Raw genomic sequence first — 24,478 nt, 5'->3', positions numbered from 1 at the left:
TCAGACTTGGAGAGATTTTTTCCTCTCATGCTTAAACTAAGACGTTATAGTTTTTGAACAGAGAATAGAAACAAGCAAAAGTTCTCAAGTTGATTATTTCTGTTATGGTTAGATATTTTCTCCCACCTATGAAAATTTTCAGACTTGGAGAGATTTTTTCCTCTCATGCTTAAACTAAGACGTTATAGTTTTTGAACAGAGAATAGAAACAAGCAAAAGTTCTCAAGTTGATTATTTCTGTTATGGTTAGATATTTTCTCCCACCTATGAAAATTTTCAGACTTGGAGAGATTTTTTCCTCTCATGCTTAAACTAAGACGTTATAGTTTTTCCACATGGTTAGATACTTTCTCCCACCTATGAAAATTTTCAGACTTGGAGAGACTTTTCCCTCTCATGCTTAAACTCAGACGTTATAGTTTTTCAATAGAGAATAGAAACAGGCAAAAGTTCTCAACTTAACTATTTCTCTCATTCTCAGATATTTTCTCCAACCTCTCAAAATTTTGAGAGTTTGAGACACTTTTTCCTCTCATGCTTAAACTCAGACGTTATAGTTTTTCCATAGAGAATAGAAACAGGCAAAAGTTCTCAACTTAACTATTTCTCTCATTCTCAGATATTTTCTCCAACCTCTCAAAATTTTGAGAGTTTGAGACACTTTTTCCTCTCATGCTTAAACTCAGACGTTATAGTTTTTCCACACACAATAGAAACTCGACCTAATTATTTATGTTATGGTTAGATATTTTCTCTAACCTCTCCAAATTTTGAGACTTTGAGACACTTTTTCCTCTGAGACTTAAACTAAGACGTTATAGTTTTTGAGCAGGGAATAGAAATAGGGAAAAATTCTCAAGTTAATTATTTCTGTGATGGTTAGATATTTTTCTCCAAACTACCAAAATAATTTTCAGATGCCTGACTCGTAGTAATATACATAACTATCTTTGGGTAAGTAGTAAGTGAAAATCTCTTTTCAACCATCTACCACCCAAAAAACACCTTAGACCTCAACTTTTCTTTTCCAAATTAATAGAAACCTTTTGTTTCTCAGGTAACTCTGTATATTCCGAAACTATTCTACGAAACTCTTCACCCTCAATAGTCTCCTTTTCTATTAATAAATCTACTAATCTATCCATCAAAACACGATTTTCTCGAATAATTCGCCGAGCTTCTTCATAACAATGAACAGCCATTGCTCGTACTTGATGGTCAATCTTAGTAGCAACTTCCTCAGAATATTCTGACTGCTGCGACTGCCAACCTCGACCCAAAAAAACCTCTCCACTTGGATTTTCTAAAGCCAAAGGTCCTAAGTCAGACATTCCATAACGAGTTACCATCTCACGAGCCAAATTGGCCACACTCCTAATATCGTTGGCAGCTCCCACCGTAACTTCCGCAGAGCCAAAAATTTCCTCTTCTGCAGCACGTCCACCTAGAGAAATTGTAATCCGGTCTACTAACCAACCACGGGTATACATCCCACTGTCAATCATCCCCTCATCCATAATTGGTTGAGCAAAACCACCCACTCCACCAGAACGAGGAATAATAGTCACCTTATTCAGAGGATCAGAATTTTTTAGCAGGGTCATCAATAAAGCATGACCTAACTCATGGTAAGCAATTAACCGTTTTTTCTTACTATCCAATAATGGGGTGAGACTCAAACCGATAGTTACTCTGTCAATAGCATCATCAATTTCCGACGGTGTAATTCCTTCTTTTCGTCGTCTAGCAGTCAAAATAGCTGCTTCATTCAACATATTAGCTAAGTCAGCTCCCGAAAAACCAGGTGTCTTGCGAGCGATCGCCTCCAAAGAAACATCTGGAGTTAATTTCTTATTCCGAGCATGAACTTCCAAAATTCCTAAACGTCCCTTATAAGCAGGTAAGTCAACTGTCACCTGTCTATCAAAACGACCCGGACGTAATAAAGCAGCATCCAAAACATCTGGACGGTTAGTCGCCGCAATAATAATAATTCCAGTATTACCCTCAAACCCATCCATTTCCGTCAGTAATTGGTTAAGAGTTTGTTCCCTCTCATCATTACCCCCACCAATACCAGCACCTCTTTGTCTACCTACCGCATCTATTTCATCTATAAATATGATGCAAGGAGCATTTTCCTTAGCCTTTCTAAACAAGTCTCTTACCCTAGAAGCTCCCACACCCACAAACATTTCTACAAATTCCGAACCAGAAATACTAAAAAAAGGAACCCCTGCTTCACCAGCGATCGCCTTTGCCAAAAGAGTCTTACCTGTTCCTGGCGGACCTACCAAAAGAACACCTTTAGGAATTTTCGCCCCAATAGCTGTAAACTTCTCTGGTTTTTTCAAGAAAGTAACAACTTCCTGAAGTTCTTCCTTTGCTTCTTCGATACCTGCCACATCATCAAACAATACCCCAGTCTTAGCCTCCATCTGAAAACGTGCCCTAGACTTACCAAAATTTAAAGCATTTCCCTGAGACTGACTAGAGCGACGCAAAATTGTCAGTAATACAAAGATAACTATAAAGACGATGAGAATATTAAATATAATACCCATCGCAAAACTATTGTCGGGAGAGCGCTTCAGCTCAAAGTCAATTTTTTGAGCGCGAACTTGATCTAGTAGTTCGGGGTTATACTCAAACATATTAACTGTGTACATTGGCTCATTTGCCTTTTGCCCCTTCAGGCTAACTTTAGCAATTCCTTGAGAGGGATAAGCATCTATTTCTGTTACTTCTCCAGCTTGAATTTTCTCTAATAGCTGACTATAGCTAAGATTGTTTTGCGTACTATCGGCAAAAGCTGGAGTTCCCAATAATGCTCCTTGAGCAATTATCCCAGTAGCCAAAATTTTCCACCCTAATTTTCTACTTAATTTTTGACCAGGAATTTTACCAAGAATAGTTTTAGTATTTTGGGTATTTAATTTAGCTTTAGATAATGATGAGTTATGGTGATTAATTCCCTTAAGTACATCAGTTCTAATTTGTTGCCAAAAATTTTTCATTATTTTTAATTGTGGCCTTTTATCCCGATTAAGCATATATATATTATATAGATAGCGTATTTCAGAATTGACGTTTGTTAATTTGCTTTGCTATTTTAAATCGTACTTAATTAATTACGACTCTAACTGAGAAAAATATATTTTAGGTTAAATGGAATGGTAAAAATTGTGGGAATTGGTGGTAGTTTAAGGTCTAGTTCCTATAGCCAGCAAGCTTTAGAAATAGTAGCCGAAAGAGTAGAAGCGATAGGTGCTGAAGTAGAAATATTAGATTTGCGGACTCTCAAACTCCCCTTTTGTAATGGAGAGAAGGAGCCAGTTGCTAGTCTTGGTATCCCTGGCAATTTCTTGCAAAAAGGTAGTAATTGAGCAGGAAAATTGAGACATTTTTCAGCAAATAGCTTATAGTAACAAAAGGAAGCGATAAAGATGTATTCAATCAAGCTGGAGTTAAAGCTCAATAATAAAGAGCGGTCATTGATGGCTCAGTGCGCCGGTTATGCCCGCTTTGTGTATAACTATGGTCTGAATATGGTCAATGGAACCAAGGGCATGACCAAAGTAAATAAGCGAGGTAAAGAGGTTAATTTTAGCTATAGTCAACGCATAAATGAAGCCAAAAAAGTCTTTACTAATTATGTAAAGAATCAGCCAGAATATGCTTGGACAAACAACTATTCGTCTCGAATTTATCAAAGTGCTTTTCAGCATTTAGGTGAGGCATTTAAACGGTATAAAGAAGGGATAAGCAAATCCCCTCAATTTAAGGGTAAAAAAGACTTGCAATCTTTTACTGTTTACGATGGAAATGGAAAGAGTATAGTAAAAGCTGGTAACTACATCAAAATACCGACGCTGGGTACTTTTCGATTAGTTGAACCAGTACCCTACAAGGCAGCATCTCAGACTTTTACTGTTAGCCAAACAGGTGAAAGATGGTTTGTCAGCTTTGCTATTGAAGCAGAAAAATTACCAGTTCATCCATTAGTGGACCAGCGGACTCAAGAAGTTTTTGGCATTGATGTAGGCATTAAACAATTTGGCACAATAGCTTCATCAGAAGAAAACAGCACTATTGCTCTTCCTGAGTCAATTAAAAAAGAGCAATTAAAATTGGCCAAGTTCCAATGGCGTAATCGCAATAAACAATTAGGTGGTCTGGGTAAAAAAACTTCTAAAAATGCGATTAAATACTTTAAAAAAATTGCCAAACATCATGGTCGTATTGCTAACATTCGCAAGGATTTTCTTGAAAAAACTACCACGGATTTAGCAGGCAAGATTAAGCACGTTTGTCTCGAAGATTTAAACGTAAAAGGTATGACGCAAAATGGCAAGCTAGCAGCATCAGTAGCCCGCCAAGGATTCTATGAATTTAGGCAACGATTGACAACCAAAATTGTGGCCAATGGCGGTACTGTAGTGCTAGCTGATCGGTGGTTTCCATCATCCAAAACCTGTCATCATTGCGGTCATATCCATCAAGAATTAACGTTAAGTGACCGCACTTATAACTGCCCTCATTGCGGAACAGTTATAGACCGCGACTTAAATGCGGCATTAGTCCTTTCCCAATATGGGGAAGTCAATCAAAAAACTAGGGTGGGCTGCACCCGAAATTACGCCTGTGAACTGGAAGGAGCCGACTCCCCAGGCTGAAGCAGGAAATAAGCCGCAAAACTGGCATAACCAGGTTTGGACTAATTTTGCCGGAATTGTGTAGGTATTTTACAGCAGGTCAATCAAATAGTAATGCACTAAATCATTTACGGTTAATTTTGCGATGGGTTCATGCTTGGGTAATTCCAGAGCAAATTGCTATTGCTCAAGCTTGGAATGCTTTTTCTGATGATGGTAAATTATTAGATGAAAAATTATCAGAACCTTTTGATAAATTCGCTCATAGTTTAGTCGAAAATACTTGTAAAATTCTAGGTTGTAGTTAACTTTAGTAATGTCAAAATCCTGAACAGCTAAAACATATTTAAACTGGGTTTTATTCAGCTAATTTAACTAGCCGCTTGATTATGATTTTTTGTCAGTATTTAGCCGTTAGGTTTTATCTTTCAGCTATATTATAGATTTTGGAGTGTCATAATAAACTCGGTTTATGCGAAGTAGATTTTAGTATAGTGGCCTCTTGAATATAGACCAGGTTTCTCTAATTTTTTAACCAATACTATCAGATTTAATATTGTCCTTTCAAATCAAATAAATGTAAGCATTCAACCATCAGATATCCTCCTTAGTGTATTATCAATAATTAGCTTCATAAATGCAGGGAGTTAGATGCTATATTGAAATACTAAATATCTGATTTTCTAGTAGGGTTCAAAACACATCTCAAGACCTTAAACATCCATATAAAATTGTTTAATGTCTTCACAAAAAAAGCTGATTGCTGAGTGCTAATAGCTGAATGCTTACAAATAAATTATGTCTAATGAATCAATCTCCTCATCAAAATTGGACACCACTTCATGCCCAACTTCATCAAACATTACGTCAAAGAAAATTATTACCAGAAAATCAAAGAATATTAATCGCAGTATCCGGTGGTCAAGACTCACTATGTCTAACCAAATTACTATTAGATTTACAATCAAAATGGAATTGGTATTTAGCAGTTGCTCATTGTGACCATCAATGGCGAACTGACTCAGAAGCTAATGCTAATTATGTTAAAAAATTAGCCACAAATTGGCAACTTCCATTCTATTTAGAAACAGCAAATCAACTCTATAAAAGTGAAGCAGAAGCCAGAAAATGGCGTTATCAAACCCTAACTAAAATTGCCTTAGAATCTAATTTTCCATACATTGTAACTGGCCATACAGCCAGCGATCGCGCAGAAACTCTCCTATATAATCTAATTCGTGGTAGTGGAACTGACGGCCTCCAAGCCCTAACCTGGCAACGTCCCCTAACAGAAAATTTCTCCCCCTTACTGGTACGTCCCCTATTAGAAATTACTCGTACCCAAACAGGTAACTTTTGTCAAGAGCAAAAAATCGAAATTTGGGAAGATTCTACAAACCAAGATTTACGTTATGCTCGGAACCGTATTCGCCTGGAATTATTTCCTATCCTACGCCAATTTAACCCTCAAGCTGAATTAGCATTAGCACAAACAGCAGAAATACTCAGTGCTGAAGTCGAATATTTGGAAAAAGAAACAGAAAAGTTATTAGAAAGAGTGACAGAAGTAGATACAGATAATCTGAATATTTCTCAATTCGAGCCTCAACCAATCAAATATATTATCAACCGTTTAGTATTGCGTGAAGTTTCTCTAGCATTACAACGTAGAGTAATAAGAAAGATTCTACACAAAGTTTTACCTACAACTCCTAACTTCAGTCATATTGAAAAATTTATAGCTTTAATCAATGCTCCCAACCGTTCTCAAACAGATCCCTTTCCTGGAGGAGCGATCGCCAAAGTTCAACATCCCTGGATTATTTTAGTATAATCTCTGCTTCAAAAAATACTAAGGAATGAGAAGAAAATAAAACCGGATAAAATTAATGATGCTCAAAAGCTTTCAATCCCAGAAACTATAATTTCCCAGTCTTATTTAATTTCCGTTCCTAATCTAGCAATCCTATTTAGGTTGTAGCATTTTTCTCGCAGTAAGGAGTCAGGAGTCATAATTTTCAAAGTTTTCAGCTTGAATCAATTATTGCTCTGCTGAATAAATATCACAGAATTTACAGATAAAGGTTTTAGCCTTTTTATGTTTAGAAAAAGTACCTATTTTTCAGCTCTTTATACTCAAAATAATTATTAATTATTAATTATTAATTGTTTAACACTCCCCTACTCCTTAAACAAAACTTTTTCAGCAAACCCAAATTAATCTTATTCCGGTTGCACAAGAATATTTTGGAGAACTTGCCCTAACTGAGCCACCTGTTCACCTATACCCTGTACTTGATTTACTCCACCTACTACTTCTTCAAGTTGCTGTCTCAGTTGTTCTAAATAACCAGCCAAAGGTAGCATTACCTCTTGATACACAACCCCACTTCCAACCCCTATATTAGCCTTCTGCTTTTCCCTTAAACTCAACTCTAACTGCTCAATTTCATTTCTTTTAACTGCTAGTTCCTGAGTTTGGCCATTAATCACTTCTTCTTTTTGAGTAATTTCAGTTTGTATTTGTTGAATTTCAGCTTCTAACTTTTGTAACTCTTCGGTCAATTGCTGGCTTTGAGTCTCAACTTGTGATAATATAGGTTTCAGGTCTATCTGATTCGACTGTTCTTGGTCAGAAGAATTACCTAACCTACGCCAAAGAACTGCTTGATGCTGACTTAATATCTCTTCTCTTTCCTTCAGATTTCTTTGAGAACCTACCAAAGACTCATTTAACATTCTATAGCGGTCTTTTTCATCTGAAAGTTCTGAGTCCAAATTAATTCTGTCATATTCACTAGCTTTATCAATTCTTCTTTGCAAAGCATCAATTTCTTGCTGTTGTAATGCCAACTCCTCTTCCTGGTCTTTAACAAAACTCATATCTCTTTGTAAATCTTGTTGCAAACTTTGTACCAATTCCTCTAACTCATTAAGAGGCATTTTTTCCAAAGCTTCAACATCTACTTTATGAGCAGTACCACCATTCTCCAACGCTGTGACTAGATTACTCAGTTGCTCATAAAGTTGAGTCTGTGTCACAATTTGTGCATTCAATACTTGGCTATATTTTTGCTTACTTGCCAGTAAAGTTTGTTGCACTCTCAATTCCCCCATACTATGGGCCAAAGATTCCCAATCTTGTCGCCATTCTAGCCATTGGTTTTGGACATGACTAGCCAAACTCTCTATTTCTTCCTCCTGTGTATTAGAATCTGTATTGGGTGAATTATCCCACTGTTGTCTATGTTGTTCTAGAGTTTCCTGTTGATTATTAACTATTTCCAAGGATTGACTTAACTTTTCTCCCAAAGAATTTGTCGGAGTTACCGCTTCAGTTAACCAACTCAATAAATCTTGAATATATTGAGATTGCTCCCCATCTAAAACTGCACCTTGAGCTAATTCTCCCTTATGCTGCTCAAACTCATCTTGTTGCCTTTGTAATTCTAAACGCGCTGCTTCTAATTCTGCTCGGTTTTGCCCTATCTGTTCCTGGAGTTGCTGAGATTCTTGTTGGACTTGACTAATTTCCTGACGTTGCTGCTCCAACTTATCAATTTCGCCTTGCAGTTCCTCAAGTTGCTCTTCCTTAGCCTGTAATTCCATTTCTCTGCGATTCAGTTCTTGGGCTTGAAAAGTAAGAGAAGCTTTCCATTGCTCAATTTCTTCCCATTGTGTCTTAGACTTTTCTTGGGAACGAGAAAAATTTTGGAGAATTTTCACTAACTGACGTGCAGCATCTTGAATTTGCTGAACCTGCTTATTATTATTCAAATCTACTAGCACCAATGCACCAGGAGAAAATTCCTTAGCTTCATCAGCCGGAATAACTTCTTCCCCAGTTACAGCAGCCCAATTATGTTCACCGCGCTGACAAGCTAGCAACTTCAAATCAGTTCTACCACCACCCAGACCACCAAAACCTGTTGGCCTTCTTTGTACTTCTGCTAAATACAGCACACTGTTATCCTCTTGAAGTATCTATGCTAAAATATTTATTTTCATAATTTCTTATATTACCATCGAATGCAGTAACAATTACTATAGCAATCCTAAATAGGTTGCGGGTAATTAAAAAGTAAATAAAAAAGTTGAAATTCTTACCAGATGAGCTGTAGCAATAGTGCCTGTTGCCTAAAAAGCAGTAAGATTTGTGCCACGAATATGCGGAGGATTGCTATATATTACTCTGAATATCAGGAATGATATTATCATTTAACGTTGCTTTTGGGATGAATTTTACACACAGGTAAATTTATTAAACTATCCTGTTGTTATTTTAACCAAAATACTATATTTAACAAGTACCAAGTTACCTTTTTTTCACTTATAAGGAACTGAGGCAATAGTTGAAATGGTAAGCATTTCCTGCGGAATTCTCTGCCAAAAGCCATAAGCTATTAGGTGGAGCGCCATTAACTTATTCTTTTTCAAGAAAGAATCAGATTTGAAAGATTGAACAACAATTAAAAGTTACTCTCATTCCCATTCAAAGCTAATCTTTTTGTAAGCATTCAGCCGTCAGCTATTAGCTATCAGCTTCCCGGAAATATCTACATTCCCAGCCACACAATATATGATATGGGTTGACAACTCAAACCTCGTTTTTCTACTTCAATTTCAATTTATGGCTTGAAAATGTACTATAAGTTAAAAGATTTGCTTGATTCATAATTAGAGCTAATAGCTGAATGCTTACATCTTTTTTATTAATTATTTGGTGTAGGATTATTAACACTGAACATCTGTTTCACTAGCATTCCGTAGGAAACTATCGCTACCTGAATGCTTACTATAAATGTTTCAATTAAACTGTTTTATTCCTTATTTAGGTAAGCACCTACACAAAATTAATTACATATTATTTTACCAAATTTTCCACCACTTTGTTGAGAGATTTTTTTAAGCTACTCCAACTTTCATACGCATTAACTTCAATCCACTCATAACTCGATCGACTTCCACAATATTTCAATTAAGTTTTCCTTTGGTTAGTAGGTAGACAACCCAAATATTGAGAAATATTTCTGTTTCCATTATTCTAGTTTTTCAATCATTTTATCTATAGTATAAATTGGAGCTTCGTCCATAATTACTACTATCGACATCGATCAATCTTGACTAAAATTTATCTAACAAGGTAATGATAATTTAACTATCAATTACTCCTTATTGTATTTGATAATAAGTACCTGGAGAGAATTAATTTAATATTTTCAGAGATGTCTACTATAGAAGTGAAGCAGGAGCAAAAAATTAATGTCCAATAAGACAAAATATTTCTTGGCATTGTAACTCAAATAAAGTATAGCAATCCCATAGTATTTTTCCTCAATCTACTTTATAGTTATGATATAATTCTCCTAACTAATATAGAAACAGCCGATCGTGTTTAAATACCCTATTCTGAAGCCATAGATGGTAAACTTAGAGTATAATCTCGAATCTCGATAATTGACCCAAAATGAAATTAATTCTCTCAAATCATATTACCATTTATTAAAATACTTAGTTATTTTTCAGAAAAAGAGAAGGGATGTGAATCTTCTCTCTATATCTACATTTTTTATCAAAAATTTATTTTACAAGCTGCATGCAGGGAAATTTGAGTGAAATTGATATCCGCAGCATCCTGCAACTTATAGACTTAGGTCAACGAACTGGTGAACTGTTTGTTAAGGCCTACAGCTCACCAGTTGGCAGTAATATTGCTGAACCCCGACAGCACTTTCCCGCAGAACCATCTTGGTTTGTATTTTTTCTGAGTGGTCAGATTATCTACGCTACCCCAAGTGCAGGTAGTTTATCCCGTTTGAGAGACTACTTACGTCGCTACAAAGCAGATCCCTATCTTGACACAATTAAAGTTCCTTCTGTTGCCTCTGTCAATGCACCTGAGTATGGTTATTTATGGGCTTTGTTGGAAAAGGGTATTCTCACACCAGCTCAGGGACGCAGCATTATACATAGTATGGTTCGTGAAACTCTATTTAATTTACTAAGTCTCCATCAAGGAGCATTTATATTTGAGCTTGGCCCAGCACTAACACCTCAGCTAACAACCTTAGAAGTCAGCTCATTATTGGCCAAAATGATCCAGCAGATACAGGAATGGAATCAGTTTTCTCCTTATATTTACTCTACTCAACAGTGTCCAGTAATTTCCGATCCAGTCCAGTTCAAAAAAGCATTAAAGCCAAACATATATAATATTTTAAGTCATTGGTCAGATGGCCAAACATCAATGCAGCAAATAGCTAGATATCTAAACAGAGATGTATTAAAAGTAGCGAAGGCCATTTATCCTTTTGTGCAAAAAGGGATAGTGCAATTAGTTGACCAATGTTCAAAAACAAGTATAGTCAAAAACTCAAAGTCATTGCAACGAGAAACAAAAATACCGAAAGTAGTATGTATTGATGATGATTTAATTGTTCGGGAAAAAGTTAAGTCAATTCTCAATCAAAATGGTTATGAGGTCAGTAGTCTCAGCGATCCCCTCAAAGCATTAGGCGAAGTATTTCAAATTAAACCAAACTTGATTTTATGTGACATTGCTATGCCTGAACTAGATGGTTATGAGATTTGTGCGATGTTGCGTAACTCTACAGCATTTCGCCAGACACCTATTATTATGCTTACTGGCATAGAAGGATTTATAGATCGGGTTAAGGCCAGAATAGTTGGAGCTACACACTACTTGACCAAGCCTTTCGGAGAAAGCGAATTACTAATGTTGGTGGAAAAGTACATTGGACCAGGATTAGTAACAAATTCTCAAGTTGACAGAATGTTATCAAAAAATCAAGAAAATTAAGATAATCTTGATCTAAAGATAGATCATAACATTTTTCATCCTAGATCGAAAAAAATGGGCAAAGTAATCCTAAAGCATTTTCAGACTCCCGACTCCCAAAGAATTTTGTGGTTACTGGTTATGAAAATGGCTTTAATACTAACTTGATAAATTGTTGCAATTAGTTAGGCTGTTGATGAATAGCTTAAATACCATTCCTTACCATTGATATTCTCTGTTTACTCAAAAGGACATTTGATGTAAAGTTTTTCTAATTTCCAGCCCACCTGATAGGGCGGAGTCTTTGTAACATTCTTTTGTTAATTATTAATTATTGAACTTTTTCTCCAGTATTGATTGAACGACCATAGACCTTAACTCTTTCCATATTGATGCTGCAGGCTCGGTTTCATACCGTTGTGATTGGTAGATCGACTGCCAACTGAGGAGATAATTTTTACGACTATTAATATACTAGAAAGTTGCCTGCTTCAGGACGAGGTTTGAATCCTAATTTTTTGGTCAAAAAGATATTTCCAAATGTCAACAGACTTTATCTATACCCCAAAAATCAAAAAATAATAATAATAATAATCTGTGTTGTTATTGCTAAGAGGTTTTCAAACTGCTGAATGATTTTTGGTCAAGAGAAAATATAATATTATATTATTTGAAAGACTATTGGTTACCAGCTAAATCTTGGCAAGTGGGCCATAGCAGTTAGAGATTTAAAATTGGAGAAACTATAGACAAAGTTTGTGGGTACATTATATTAAGGATATTGACTAAACTAATCACCATATTTGTCAAAATAAAGCAATAATTAAAAGTATGTCAAAAATAGATGTTTAATTCTATACATGGCTATTATTTTTAAGTCTCAACTAATACTTAGGTCATATCTACCGCTAAACACTAAGCTAGTAAGTATATAAAACCACCTAAAAGGATTAATATTGCTATCATAAAAGAGAGTTACTAGCCAGTATATTGAATCAAACAAATATCTATCACTCGATCTAAATTAATTAACATAGGCCAAAAACCTAATCCTATGAAAATTTTAATCAATACCTATATTTAACTTCTAATATAATTTAAACCCAAGCTATCAGGCAGAAAAAAATGAGCAAAGTTCTAGTTGTAGAAGATAGCGTTACCCAAAGAGAAATGATATCACAACTTCTCAAAAATAGTGGATTAGCAGTTACCGTTGCTAATGATGGAGTAGAAGCTTTGGGACGACTACAAAATACTAAACCCGATATAGTGGTATTAGATATTGTGATGCCAAGAATGAATGGCTATGAAGTCTGCAGGAGAATCAAATCCGATCCTAAAACCAAGAATATTCCAGTAGTAATGTGTTCTTCAAAGGGAGAGGAATTTGACCGTTACTGGGGCTTAAAACAAGGTGCAGATGCCTACATTGCTAAACCATTCCAGCCCACAGAACTGGTAGGAACAGTTAAACAATTGTTAAGACGTTAAGTTTAATAATCTATGGTAGGCAATGAAGAGTTTTTACCAGGCCAAGGTACAGGAGGAATCCAAGAATTAGAAAATCCTGAAGGTGAGCAACATTTACGATTTTATTTACCTTCGGGTAATGAGTTTGCTTTACTAGCAACAGATATTCGAGAAGTGATTTATCAATCTCCAGAGGGTATTACAGCTATTCCCAATGTCTCGCCCTTACTTTTAGGAACGATAAATGTAAGGGGACGAGTGATTTGGGTAGCCGATCTAGCTCAATTCCTTGGAGACCCAATCCCAGTTAATACCGATCAACCTGAGATTAAAATAATTGCAGTAGAAGACCAAGACACTATATTAGGACTAGCAGTTGAACGGATTGTAGGAATGCAGTGGCTTGATGAAAAGAAGCTGAAAATGCCCACAGATATTGCAGATGGTATGGCTCCCTTCTTACGAGGAGAGTGGGTTTTTGATGAGAAGGGAGAGCAGGTTCTGAGGCTACTGGATCAAGAAGCAATTATTCGCTCGGCTCGATGGGCAGCCTAAAAGGGACGTTTTTGCTGACGCAAAGCTCCGCTAACGGCTAAGAGCCGACATAAAACGCTGTGCGACATGTTTGCGGAGCATTCCGTCAGGAAATGCGGAGCATTCCGGAACGGAAAACGCATTTTTGCCTGTGCAACGTCCGTACAGTTGATAAGTCAACATAATTATTTGATTCAGTTGTATATCTTAAATATATAAGATTTCTGAATGAGGCTGATTCCCAATTCCTAAATCCGTTAATGATAAAATTAAAAAAACAAAAATAAATAATATTATTATCTTGAGAGAGGGACAGCAAATGACATCATCCAGCACAGACTTTTTACAAGATTATCAAAAGGTAGAAGATGCCTACAGTCATGGTAACTATGAAGAAGCAGCAGCTTTAGTTTATAACTTAATTCAGGATTATCCAGAAGACCCTAGTTCTCGTCTGCTTTGTGGTCATATATATTGTTATGGACTTCATCAGTATGATGTAGCTAAAGAACAATATCAGTTAGTTTTAGACCTCAGTGACGATCCAGAATTGCTGAACTATGCTCAACAAGGTATCAGCGATAGTGAGCAATTTATTACAGATTATCCAGCTAGCTTGAGTGAGTCTGAAGAAATGCTGGAAGGTATTAACTTTGATGACTATCAGAATGAAGAATCTATAGAAGGACAAGTTTCTAGTGACTTGGAAGCGATAGCAGATCAAAATAATCTAGAATTAGATACAAAAGACCTGGAAAATATCACAGACCCAGAACTAATCCTCAATGAAAATAGTCTAGAATTAGATACAAAAGACCTAGAAAATATCACAGACCCAGAACTAATCCTCAATGAAAATAGTCTAGAATTAGATACAAAAGACCTAGAAAATATCACAGACCCAGAACTAATCCTTGATGAAAATAGTCTAGAATTAGATACAAAAGACCTAGAAAATATCACAGTTCCAGAACTAATCCTTGATGAAAATAGTCTAGAATTAACAGCAGAAAACTCCGCAGGAAATTTTGATTTTGGGAAATTAGAGCTAGAAGATATAGATGATTTAGAATTAACAGATGAAGATAATAATCCTTTCACTACAAATGGTAGTTCCCATAACCATCAACATGAAGATTCAGAGTATTTAGAAGATTTGCCTGATTTCACACAATTTGAAGAGAGTTTAGGTACAGATAACCAAGAAATAAGAAGTCAGTTGCCAATAGAAAATGGTAAAATATCCCCAAATGGAACAAAGCAAAAATCCCTAGATGATGCAGTTTTAAATGGTAAAAATAGTGGAAGTATAGAAGAAATATCTGAGGAAGAAATATCTGATTTTAGTTTAACTGCAGACCTGGATGAAATCTGGAAAAAACAACAAGAAGAATTGTTAAAAGAAGAAGAAATATCTGAAAATCAAACATTAGAATATGAAGACATAAAAAATAATAAAATCACTCCAAATATAGACCAAGATTCTGGAATAGAAGAGTTAGACTTAGAGTCAGTAGATTTTGAGAACGTAATAGATGAAATCTTAGAAAGTTCTGGAGAAATGATTACTGGAGAAGCAAATAATATAAGAGAAAATAATAGACCATCACTAGCCAAAGATCCAGCAACAGAAAATGAAAATCTTAACCGTAATTTTTCAGATGTAGATGAAGCTACTTTATTGATGGAAAATAACAATAGCTTCAAGTGGGAAGAAGCAGAAAATGAGTTAGGTGAAATAGGAGATGAATTATATAATGAATGGCAGAAAACAGAAGAGACAAGTAAAGGAGTAGGGGAAGAACTAGATAGTTTTGAGATGAATGAATTTGACGAAGCAGCATTCAGTCAAGCTTTTCATCTGGATGAAGAAGGAAATATAGATAAAAAAGCCAATGGTTTTCTAGAAGATGATGAATTTGGTAATTTTGAGGACTATGGTTCCCTGACTGATGGAATAGAAATGCCAACAGATATGACTACTCCTGAGATGGGGGCAGTAGCGCCAAATTTAGAAACAATGGACACAGGAATGGTTGTCGGAGCCACAACAGGAGCTTTGTTTGATAGTAGAACCGATCCTAGTGCGATTGATAATGAAGAAGCTATACCAATAGATCATCAACTGCCAACATTTAGCAAAATCAAAGGAGAAGAAGTAGACACAAATGTAATGGTTGAACAAGGTGGGTTAGCGTTTTGGGAAAATGCTTCCCTATATACAAAACAACTATACACAGCTATAGGAACAGGGTTAGCATCCTTAATAGCAGTAGCTTTTGTCAGTAATATAGTTTCTTACAGAGCCTTGCAAGAGCAAAAAACAGAAGTAATTTCTGATTTGCGTAGCACTGGTTGGATAATGACAGGTATAGCAGGAGTAAGTAGCTTTTTAACTGCTTATGGTCTTGGCAGGATCACTACCAACCAAATAGAAAGAGCAAACAAAGATTTAAATACTCAATTCGATATCATTTGTGATGGTAACTTAAAAGCCACAGCAACAGTGTATTCAGAGGATGAATTTGGTAAGCTGGCTGCCAAATTTAATCATATGGCTAAAGTCATCCAAGCAACTTACACGGATGCTCAAAGAAAAGCAGAAGAAAATGAGCAAGCAAAAGAAGATTTACAACGACAAGTAATTCGTTTACTAGATGACGTAGAAGGAGCTGCTCGTGGAGATTTGACTGTGAGTGCGGAAGTTACAGCAAATGTTTTAGGAGCTGTCGCAGATTCATTTAACTTGATTATTCAAAATTTGCGGGAAATTGTGCATCAGGTTAAAGAAGCTGCTCAAAGGGTAAGTAGGGGTTCGATGGATAGTGCTACCTTTGCTCAAGGTTTATCTACAGACGCCTTGCGACAAGCAGAAGAGTTGGCAGCGACTCTACAATCTGTACAAGTGATGACTGATGCTATTCAACGGGTGGCCGAAAACGCCCGCGAAACAGAAGATGTAGCCCGTTCAGCAGCAGCTTTAGCATTAAAAGGAGGGGAAACAGTAGACCGTACTGTAGCTGGTATTCTCCAAATCAGAGAAGGTGTGGCAGATGCAACTCGAAGAGTGAAACGTTTATCAGAATTTACCCAGGAAATTCAAAAGATCGTAGGTTCAATTTCTGGTATTGCCGCTCGCACAAACTTGTTGGCATTAAATGCCAGTATTGAAGCAGCTAGAGCGGGAGAAGCGGGTAAAGGATTTGCAGTAGTGGCAGATGAGGTCAGACAGTTGGCGGACAGGTCAGCTAAAGAATCTAAGAACATTGAACATACAGTGATGCAAATCCAAACTGAGACAAATGGAGTAATGAAGGGAATGGAAGACGCAACTCAGCACGTTATTAATGGAACAGGGTTAGCAGAAGAGGCAAAGCAATCTCTGGAAGATATTGTTCAAGTTACAACAAGAATTGATGTATTAGTACGTTCTATTGCTGCAGATACAGTAGAACAAAATGAAGTAGCACAGTCAGTATCGAAAGTAATGCAGGCAGTAGAAATGACAGCTCAAGAAACTTCTCAAGAATCTCAACGAGTTTATAGTTCCCTCCAGAATTTAGTGGGTGTTGCTCGGGATCTATTAACTTCAGTAGAGCGTTTCCGGGTAGATCCAGCGGAGTAATAAAGTAGAAATTTTTAGGAAATTATCAGCAGTTTTTTTTGATAGTTATGCCAAGCATAATCAATAGTCAAAAAAAAATCTGTTGACTTGAGAACTATAAAAAATATGCAAACTGAACAAACACAAAAAATTATGAGCTATTTTATTGAGGAGGCAAAAGATCACCTCAATACTATAGAGCAAGGATTATTAAATTTGCAAGTCACTATAGAAGATCCAGAACTGTTAAGTGAATTATTTAGAGTAGCTCATTCTGTTAAAGGTGGAGCTGCTATGTTAGGGATTAATAGTATACGATACATTGCTCATAGATTAGAAGATAGTTTTAAAATTCTGCAAGAAACTGTCGTTGTTAAAGTAGATGATAAATTAGAATCTTTATTTTTGAGAGTTTTTGATACTTTACAAGATTTATTAGAACAACTTTCAAATTTTAGTTTAACAGAAAAAGAAGAAAAAACTACACTAGAAAAAATAGAACCCATATTTAGGGATTTAGAAGAATACCTGGATGATATAGTGGGAGAAAGTCGAGGAATATTTTCAGGAACAATCCTAGAAGTAAGTAGTGGAAAAGAAAATTTTTTTAGGGTAGAAGTCCCAGAAAAAATGCAAGAAATGTTAATTTTGTTTAAGCAACATGATGATGCAAAGACAAGAAAGAATTTAATAGAAATAAGTGATTTTTTGGCAGACAAAGGCAAAGAATATAATGTATCATTAAATTGGAGGGAATTAATAGATGTAGTTAAACAAGCGGTCAGTAATACAAAAAATACATACTATATCTTGGCTCATAATATAATTAAAAATTTGAAACAAGCTCAAGAATTGATTATCGACCATCGAGAGCAAGAAATAGTTATAGATGAAAATTTAAAATCCTTAGCCAAGGATTTCGTAAAAGACAATAAACATCAGAGAAAAAAAGGTGAAATAGATATGTTTAATCAAACCAAAAATAAACTAAATCAGAATAATCTTGACCAGGAATTAGATAGAAAAAATAACACAAAAATTAATAATGAAGAGTCTATAGATGACTGGTTCAATAGCTTAGAAAGTACAGATGTAGATAATGGTAATTATAACTTAATAGTAGAAAAAGAAAAAAAAGGTCCAGAAGTAGGAGCATCAGAACTAAATAGTTTAGCGGATTTATTTGAAGGGGAAACACCAGATTTAGATTCTAGTTGGGAAGAAGAAGAAATACTAGATCGAGGAAAATCAGAAGCATATCCAGTAAAAATATCTAAAATTGATAGTGATGATTCTGGAGACTTGTCTGACTTATTGTTTGATGTTAATGAGGCGGCAAAATTACCAGAATTTCAAAACAAAAATGAATGGGATTTTGTGACTCCAGCAAATGAAGACTTCTCGGATTTGTTTGATGGAACTGGAGAAAATGAACTACAGAAAAATAGTAAGTCTAAAATACAAAATACTAATTCAGAACAAGAGAACAATAATCAAAGAAAAACTACACCGGATTTAACTGACCTCTTTGGGGACTTAAATAATGGAGATTTATCAGAATTAGATGATGTGAATGACTCAGAAATTGACTGGGAGTTGGGCATGGATTTAGAAGCAAATATTTCTCAAGCCAACATTAACTATACTCCCCAGAATAAAGCGGAAAATTCCCAGTTAGATGAATTAGACCTGAGCGATCTATTAGCAATTCAAGATGTAGAGCAAGAAATAAAAAGTGAGACAAAAACAGAAAAATCTCAGCTCAACACGAACACTACAAATGATTTAACTTCTAGAGGCTCGGACTTAGAAGCACTGTTTGAAGATTTAGAAGAAATACCAGTAGAATCAGAAGATTTGACATCTAGTCTGGAGGAACTATTTGATCGAGAAGATGTAGACTCTTCAAACTCACAAGATTTAATAAATGTGGAGCAGTTAGACTGGCAAGATTTGACACAAAACGATAATAATGATTTGAATAGTTTATTAGATGCTGAAAGTATAGACTTTACTAACCTATCTGCAGAAAATACAGTTGAAAGTAATGACAAGATTCAAGAAAATGATGAAACTTCCGCAGATTTAGAAGACTTATGGCCTACATTAGAAGAGCCAAAAGATAACAATGGATTTAATCAAGATACAGATGAAACATTAGATTTAGATTTAGATTTAGATAAATTACTAGATGTAGTAAGTGAAAAAACTGTTATAGAGACAGAAGAAAGTGAACAATTAATAGTTACTAATAACCAGACAAAAATAGAAGATTATGAATTTATTGCCTTAGAAGCAATACTGAAGGGGGAAAAATCTGAAAATTATAATGTTTTTGTACAACTAGAAGGACTATTAAATGGTGAAGAAATAAACTCGACATCTAAAGTAAATACGGTAGTCGTAGAGAAAAATCCTACACAGGAAATATCAGTAAGTATAACGAACGAGTCAGAAGAACCAGAAGATACCAGTGAGGAAGAGAAATCTGTAGAAAATTCTGATATAGATACCTCTAAATCAAAGAAATCAAAAGTAGTTTCTACTACTAATGCTCCTCGCCCAAAAAAATCTCGCTTTCTAGAACAAACAATTAAAGTACCTGCAAAACAACTAGATAATCTGAGTAACTTAGTAGGTGAACTGGTAGTTAATCGTAATAGTTTAGAACAAGGTCAGGAACGAATGCGTCAGTTCCTAGATAACCTACTCCATCAGGTAATGCTACTAAGTGATGCTGGACAAAGAATGCACGACTTATATGAAAAAACTCTTCTAGAAAGAGCAATTTGGGATAGTCGTCATGGACATCGTTCTAATACCTCTCATATACCAGATACAGAAAACGAAGGCGACTCTGGAAAAAGAAAGTTTGATGACTCTCTCGATCTCGATCGGGTAGAAAACTTTACTCCTTTCCACTTATTAGCTCAGGAGACTATCGAATATATTGTTAGAGTACGAGAGTCTGCGTCTGATATAGAATTTTTGGTTGATGATGCAGAACAAGTAACTCGTCAACTACGACAGGTGACAACTCAACTGCAAGAAGGGTTCACAAGGTCGAGGATGATACCTTTTTCTGAAACGGTACAACTGTTACTTAATTCTGTGCGACGCAGAGCAAAGGAGTTGTACCGTAAAGACGTAGAACTAGAGGTAGAAGGGAGAGAAACTTTGATTGACAAAATGATTCAGGATAAGCTTTCTGACCCGATGAAACATCTAATGAATAACGCTATAAGTCACGGAATTGAAAAACCCCAAGAACGTCTAAGTGCAGGTAAATCTTCAACGGGTACAATCGCAATTCGTGCTTTTCACCAAGGGAATCAGACGGTAATTTCGGTTGCAGATGATGGGGCGGGAATAGATCCGGAAAAAGTGAAGAAGAAAGCAGTCGAAAAAAATTTGATTACTCAGGAAAAAGCTCAAGGAATGGCTGACCTAGATGTTTATGACTTACTCTTTCATCCTGGTTTTAGTACCGTAGAGCCACACGAGGTTGATGAGGGAAAAGGTCGTGGAGTAGGGTTAGATGTGGTGAAGAAGAATTTGACTGAGATTCGAGGTACTATTAATATTGATTCGACTATTGGCAAGGGTACAACATTTACAATTCGCTTACCGCTGACTTTAAGTATCTCGAAAGCATTGTGTTGTATTAGCGATCGCTCTAAGATTGCTTTCCCTATGGATGGGGTAGAAGATATGGTGAAAGTTGGTAAGGATGAAGTGAAAATAGCAGAAGATGGGCAGAATTACATAGAATGGCGCGGTGCAAAGTTGCCTTTCCGTCACTTGCGAGAGTTACTGGTATATAATCGTCATCTCCGTCGAGGTAATGTTTATGGTATAAATGCTGAAGAGGATATGATTTCAATTGTGGTTTTGCGTTCTGCTTCAGTAGGTATATTTTTAGCGGTGCAAGTCGATCAGGTTTTAGAACAACAGGAAATTGTAATTAAGCAATTAGAAGGTCCTGTACCTAAACCTGTAGGTATTGCAGGTGCAACTGTTTTAGGGGATGGTAAAATTGTGGCGATAGCAGATATTCTTGAGTTGATCGATCTAGCAACAGGAAGAATAAGAGAACAAAGGATTATGCCTGATATCATCACTCCAGAACCTATACCTGTAGCCAAGAAGACTGAGTTAACAGTATTAATTGTGGATGACTCAATTACAGTGCGTGAGTTGTTATCAATGACATTTAGTAAAGCTGGTTATCGGGTTGAACAAGCAAGAGATGGTAAGGATGCTTGGGAAAAACTGCGTGGTGGTTTAGTTTGTGATTTGGTGTTCTGTGATATTGAAATGCCTCGGATGGATGGTTTTGAGTTATTATCTCGGATGCAAAAAGATTCTAATTTGAGTATATTACCTGTGGCAATGTTGACATCTCGCGGTGCAAAAAAACACATGGAAATGGCTTTTGAGTTAGGAGCTAAAGGTTATTTCACTAAACCATATATAGAAGATAAGTTGTTAGACGGGGCAGTGAGTATACTTGAAGGTAAAACTGTTGGAGATGTTGTTAATGCCTAATTAAGTCAAAAGTCAAAAGTCAAAAATAAAAAATAAAAAGTTTCAAGTTTATAGAACCTATTTGCTATAAATTATAAGTATCTGTGCTTTTGGCATAGGAGTCAGTCCTCAGAAGTCAGAATATCTCGAAATTAGGGCTTGCTGAATAAGTATTGAGTGTGAGGGTAGGAGTCAGTCCTCAGGAGTCAGGAAGAATGGGGAATGACAGAGAATTTAGTCCCTATTGCTTTTCAGAACTTTTACTTGACAAAAACCAACGTTATCAGAGATAATAGTTGATTGTGTGTCTAAATCCTGCTCGGACCAGGTTCGGACATAGTAAAAGCTGGTAAAGCAAGAAAGGCGTTTGCCTATCTCAAGTAACGAAATTACCACTCAAGGTATGAGTTTCAGAACCAGCTACCTGTACGGCAACCCCATAACACAGATTAATGAGTTACGCAATTATTGAAACAGGCGGAAAACAACTAAGAGTAGAACCAGGTCGCTTTTATGATATCGAACTTCTAGCCGCAGAAGAGGGAGAGCAAATTTCCCTTGAGAATGTGCTTCTAGTTCAACATGATGGTGATGTTCATATTGGTCAACCTCTTGTAGAAGGTGCCCTTGTAGAAGGGACGGTTATGAGACATTTGCGGGGCAAAAAGATTATTGTCTACAAAATGCGACCTAAAAAGAAGACTCGTAAAAAAAGAGGACATCGCCAAGAACTTACCCGCCTAATGATTGACTCCATAAGTCTCAATGGCAAAGTATTAGCATCGGAAGAAAAATCCTCAGCAGCAGAACCTCAAACTTCCGCTACAGAAGTAACCCCAGTATCAACTGAGACCGTTACTGAAACTCCAACTGAACCCACAGAAGTGAGTAGTTCTGTAGAAACAGAGACTACAGTAGAAGTTGAAACTGCATCTGAAGAAAAACCAGAAAATCAGGCAGAATAGTTACAGCAGTTATTATAAATAGTAAAATTCGGAGGAAATTATGGCCCACAAAAAAGGTACTGGTAGTACCCGCAACGGTCGTGACTCTAACGCCCAGAGATTAGGTGTTAAACGCTATGGTGGTCAAGTTGTCAAAGCAGGTAATATTCTTGTGAGACAACGTGGCAGCAAATTCCATGCAGGCAATAATGTTGGTGTCGGTAGTGACTATACTTTATTTGCTTTAGTTGAAGGTGTTGTAACTTTTGAAAGAAAAGGTAAAAGTCGGAAAAAAGTTAGCGTTTATCCTGTAGCTCAAGAAGCTAATGTTGCTGTAGCTGAAGCTTAAGTCATTTTAATTGAAGCTAGGCAATAAATGTTTTCTGAAACATTTGTAGAGACCTTCCATAGAAGGTCTCTACATTATTTTGTGGAGATATCTTTTGATCAAATTTAAGATATATTGTTTTATTATTTCCTGTTGCCTATTCCCTTTTCCCTAAAATTATCCAATATCTCACAACTTAAGTCATATTGGCATATTTGTCCAGTCAACTAGAAGGAGAAAATTTTACCAAAAATTACGGTTATCTTTTCTGATAGTGTCAGATTTATGACTTTCTAGCAAATATCAAAGAAAAATTATTAGATGGCATATCAATTTTTTCTTGGAGTTTTAAATCATAGTTTTCTGCTGCTTTTTTCAAATCAGCAATATCTTTTAATCCCCATTCAGGAACTCCTGTTGAATTTAAAGTTGCATTAAAATCTTTGTTTGATTCACTATTAAATGTTCCATCAACTTTAAAAGGACCATAAATCAGTAAAAACCCATTTTCATTGAGTAACTGTGCAGCACACTCCATCATGCCATCAGCAATAGAAATTGGTGCAACTTGGAAAATATTTATGCAGAAAATAGCAGAATAGGAATTCTTTGTGTCTAAATTCAACCAAGTTTCAGGTTGAGTTAAATCAATATATAAAGGCTCATAAACATTATCGTTGCCAAGTTCTTGTGAGATACCTTTGATATTATCAAAAACTTCAGTATCTTGCTCTGATGGTTGAAAAGATAAGTGCTTAAAATGAGGTGCAAAATAATTAATATGCATTCCACTACCACTAGCAATTTCTAGAATAAAACCTGCTTCTTTAGGCAATTTTTCTTTTAAAACATTTAAGATTGGTTCGCGATTACGCGCTCCTGCCCACGCTACATATTCGCTTAAAGGATGAGGGTCTAAAGGTGGTTTTTCCTGATTCATAAGTATTTGCTCTAAGTATCTATAATAAATTCACAAAACTCCAAAGTTTCTAGATAAAACTTTATAGAATCTTCTTTTCTCGATCTTAATATCATGTCCGGTTGAACAGTGATAAATAAATAACTAGGTCGGAGTCAGGAGTCAGGAGTCAGGAGTCAAGAGGGAAGAAAGAATAATAGGAGAAGAAGGAGAAAGTTTTTTTATAACTAATTATCCGGACATGATCTTACAAACTAATAATACCAATTTTAAATCAAATTATCTTCTATTTTGTAGAATTGAAAAAAGTCCTCCTACAATCAAGATTAACCATGTATTTTTACTCGTCCATTATATCATGTCTACTTAATTCGCGATAAAGTTTAGTTCTGCTTACCGAATCATTAAGGTTTAAAGCCTCTTCTTTAAAGGAGAAACAATGAATTTATTTTCCTTTTATTCAATCCTCTTCCTTTTAGGGAGAGGTAATTATCAATTATCAATTATCAATTATCAATTATTGAAGCATTTCCTGTCCTACCGCGAAAGCAAAACAAAAAAACTTTCTCTTCCTGATACCTTCTTTACTTATTTCTCTTCACCCTTCCGACTCCTAACTTGTACCAAATTATTTATAACTGTTCAACTAGATTCCCATTCACGTTGTCGTAGCGTCCTGTAGAGAATATCTCAAGCCA

13 protein-coding genes and 1 pseudogene are annotated in these 24,478 nt (G+C 35.9%); 11 read left to right on the top strand and 3 right to left on the bottom strand.

What is annotated here, in order from left to right:
• Positions 1–1,013 precede the first annotated feature (1,013 nt).
• On the bottom strand, positions 1,014–3,017 hold the full coding sequence (gene ftsH, locus ACP6PK_RS30180) for an ATP-dependent zinc metalloprotease FtsH (RefSeq protein ID WP_426565274.1): 2,004 nt from the start codon (positions 3,015–3,017) through the stop codon (positions 1,014–1,016).
• Between the two features lie 156 nt (positions 3,018–3,173).
• Between ftsH and ACP6PK_RS30175 the strand changes: the two genes are divergently transcribed.
• From ACP6PK_RS30175 to tilS, 4 genes are all read left to right on the top strand, one after another.
• Positions 3,174–3,386: an NADPH-dependent FMN reductase gene (locus tag ACP6PK_RS30175; RefSeq protein ID WP_426565272.1), complete on the top strand. Its 213-nt coding sequence runs from the start codon at positions 3,174–3,176 to the stop codon at positions 3,384–3,386.
• A gap of 60 nt (positions 3,387–3,446) precedes the next feature.
• Positions 3,447–4,676: an RNA-guided endonuclease InsQ/TnpB family protein gene (locus ACP6PK_RS30170; protein WP_426565270.1), complete on the top strand. Its 1,230-nt coding sequence runs from the start codon at positions 3,447–3,449 to the stop codon at positions 4,674–4,676.
• Between the two features lie 47 nt (positions 4,677–4,723).
• Positions 4,724–4,963, top strand: coding sequence for an NADPH-dependent FMN reductase (locus tag ACP6PK_RS30165; RefSeq protein WP_426565268.1), 240 nt, complete (start codon positions 4,724–4,726; stop codon positions 4,961–4,963).
• A 497-nt stretch (positions 4,964–5,460) separates the two neighbouring features.
• Positions 5,461–6,489 carry a tRNA lysidine(34) synthetase TilS gene (gene tilS / locus ACP6PK_RS30160; RefSeq protein WP_426565266.1) on the top strand — a complete coding sequence of 343 codons (1,029 nt, stop codon included), beginning with the start codon at positions 5,461–5,463 and terminating at the stop codon, positions 6,487–6,489.
• Between the two features lie 389 nt (positions 6,490–6,878).
• Here tilS and hmpF read toward each other — a convergent pair whose 3' ends face one another.
• Positions 6,879–8,618 (bottom strand): pilus motility taxis protein HmpF, encoded by a 1,740-nt coding sequence (gene hmpF, locus ACP6PK_RS30155; RefSeq protein ID WP_426565264.1) that lies wholly within the window; start codon positions 8,616–8,618, stop codon positions 6,879–6,881.
• Between the two features lie 1,633 nt (positions 8,619–10,251).
• On the opposite strand from hmpF, the gene ACP6PK_RS30150 reads away from it, so the two are divergent.
• The 7 genes and pseudogenes from ACP6PK_RS30150 to rpmA all read left to right on the top strand — a co-directional run bounded on the left by ACP6PK_RS30150 (position 10,252) and on the right by rpmA (position 22,882).
• A complete protein-coding gene (locus ACP6PK_RS30150; RefSeq protein WP_094671935.1) occupies positions 10,252–11,475 on the top strand; it encodes a response regulator in 1,224 nt (407 codons plus the stop codon).
• Between the two features lie 1,104 nt (positions 11,476–12,579).
• The gene (locus tag ACP6PK_RS30145; protein ID WP_094671780.1) at positions 12,580–12,945 is read left to right on the top strand and encodes a response regulator transcription factor; all 366 of its coding nucleotides are present in this window, start codon (positions 12,580–12,582) and stop codon (positions 12,943–12,945) included.
• A 12-nt stretch (positions 12,946–12,957) separates the two neighbouring features.
• Entirely contained in the window at positions 12,958–13,479 is a 522-nt protein-coding gene (locus ACP6PK_RS30140) for a chemotaxis protein CheW (protein WP_426565261.1), read from the top strand.
• A 298-nt stretch (positions 13,480–13,777) separates the two neighbouring features.
• A complete protein-coding gene (locus tag ACP6PK_RS30135) occupies positions 13,778–17,083 on the top strand; it encodes a methyl-accepting chemotaxis protein (protein ID WP_426565256.1) in 3,306 nt (1,101 codons plus the stop codon).
• A gap of 105 nt (positions 17,084–17,188) precedes the next feature.
• A complete protein-coding gene (locus ACP6PK_RS30130) occupies positions 17,189–21,610 on the top strand; it encodes a hybrid sensor histidine kinase/response regulator (protein ID WP_426565254.1) in 4,422 nt (1,473 codons plus the stop codon).
• Between the two features lie 431 nt (positions 21,611–22,041).
• Positions 22,042–22,425, top strand: a pseudogene (gene rplU / locus ACP6PK_RS30125) (50S ribosomal protein L21); the annotation flags it as partial.
• Positions 22,426–22,594: 169 nt separating this feature from the next.
• Complete coding sequence (gene rpmA / locus ACP6PK_RS30120; protein ID WP_293107849.1) at positions 22,595–22,882, top strand: 50S ribosomal protein L27; 288 nt, start codon at positions 22,595–22,597, stop codon at positions 22,880–22,882.
• 262 nt (positions 22,883–23,144) lie between these two features.
• On the opposite strand, the gene ACP6PK_RS30115 is transcribed toward rpmA, so the two are convergent.
• Positions 23,145–23,801 carry a DUF938 domain-containing protein gene (locus tag ACP6PK_RS30115; protein WP_426565252.1) on the bottom strand — a complete coding sequence of 219 codons (657 nt, stop codon included), beginning with the start codon at positions 23,799–23,801 and terminating at the stop codon, positions 23,145–23,147.
• Positions 23,802–24,478 lie beyond the last annotated feature (677 nt).

This window comes from Dapis hubbardiae BLCC-M172, from assembly GCF_050016015.1.
GTDB lineage: Bacteria > Cyanobacteriota > Cyanobacteriia > Cyanobacteriales > Microcoleaceae > Trichodesmium.
Note: the sequence above shows the minus strand (reverse complement) of the source record. Positions and strands in the feature narration are given on the sequence as shown.

Excerpts from the sequence above, each read along its gene's own strand:
- ACP6PK_RS30145 (WP_094671780.1), top strand. The coding sequence starts at position 12,580 with ATGAGCAAAGTTCTAGTTGTAGAAGATAGCGTTACCCAAAGAGAAATG.
- ftsH (WP_426565274.1), bottom strand. The coding sequence starts at position 3,017 with ATGAAAAATTTTTGGCAACAAATTAGAACTGATGTACTTAAGGGAATT.
- ACP6PK_RS30175 (WP_426565272.1), top strand. The coding sequence starts at position 3,174 with ATGGTAAAAATTGTGGGAATTGGTGGTAGTTTAAGGTCTAGTTCCTAT.
- ACP6PK_RS30130 (WP_426565254.1), top strand. The coding sequence starts at position 17,189 with ATGCAAACTGAACAAACACAAAAAATTATGAGCTATTTTATTGAGGAG.
- ACP6PK_RS30170 (WP_426565270.1), top strand. The coding sequence starts at position 3,447 with ATGTATTCAATCAAGCTGGAGTTAAAGCTCAATAATAAAGAGCGGTCA.
- ACP6PK_RS30150 (WP_094671935.1), top strand. The coding sequence starts at position 10,252 with ATGCAGGGAAATTTGAGTGAAATTGATATCCGCAGCATCCTGCAACTT.
- ACP6PK_RS30140 (WP_426565261.1), top strand. The coding sequence starts at position 12,958 with ATGGTAGGCAATGAAGAGTTTTTACCAGGCCAAGGTACAGGAGGAATC.
- tilS (WP_426565266.1), top strand. The coding sequence starts at position 5,461 with ATGAATCAATCTCCTCATCAAAATTGGACACCACTTCATGCCCAACTT.
- ACP6PK_RS30135 (WP_426565256.1), top strand. The coding sequence starts at position 13,778 with ATGACATCATCCAGCACAGACTTTTTACAAGATTATCAAAAGGTAGAA.
- rpmA (WP_293107849.1), top strand. The coding sequence starts at position 22,595 with ATGGCCCACAAAAAAGGTACTGGTAGTACCCGCAACGGTCGTGACTCT.
- ACP6PK_RS30115 (WP_426565252.1), bottom strand. The coding sequence starts at position 23,801 with ATGAATCAGGAAAAACCACCTTTAGACCCTCATCCTTTAAGCGAATAT.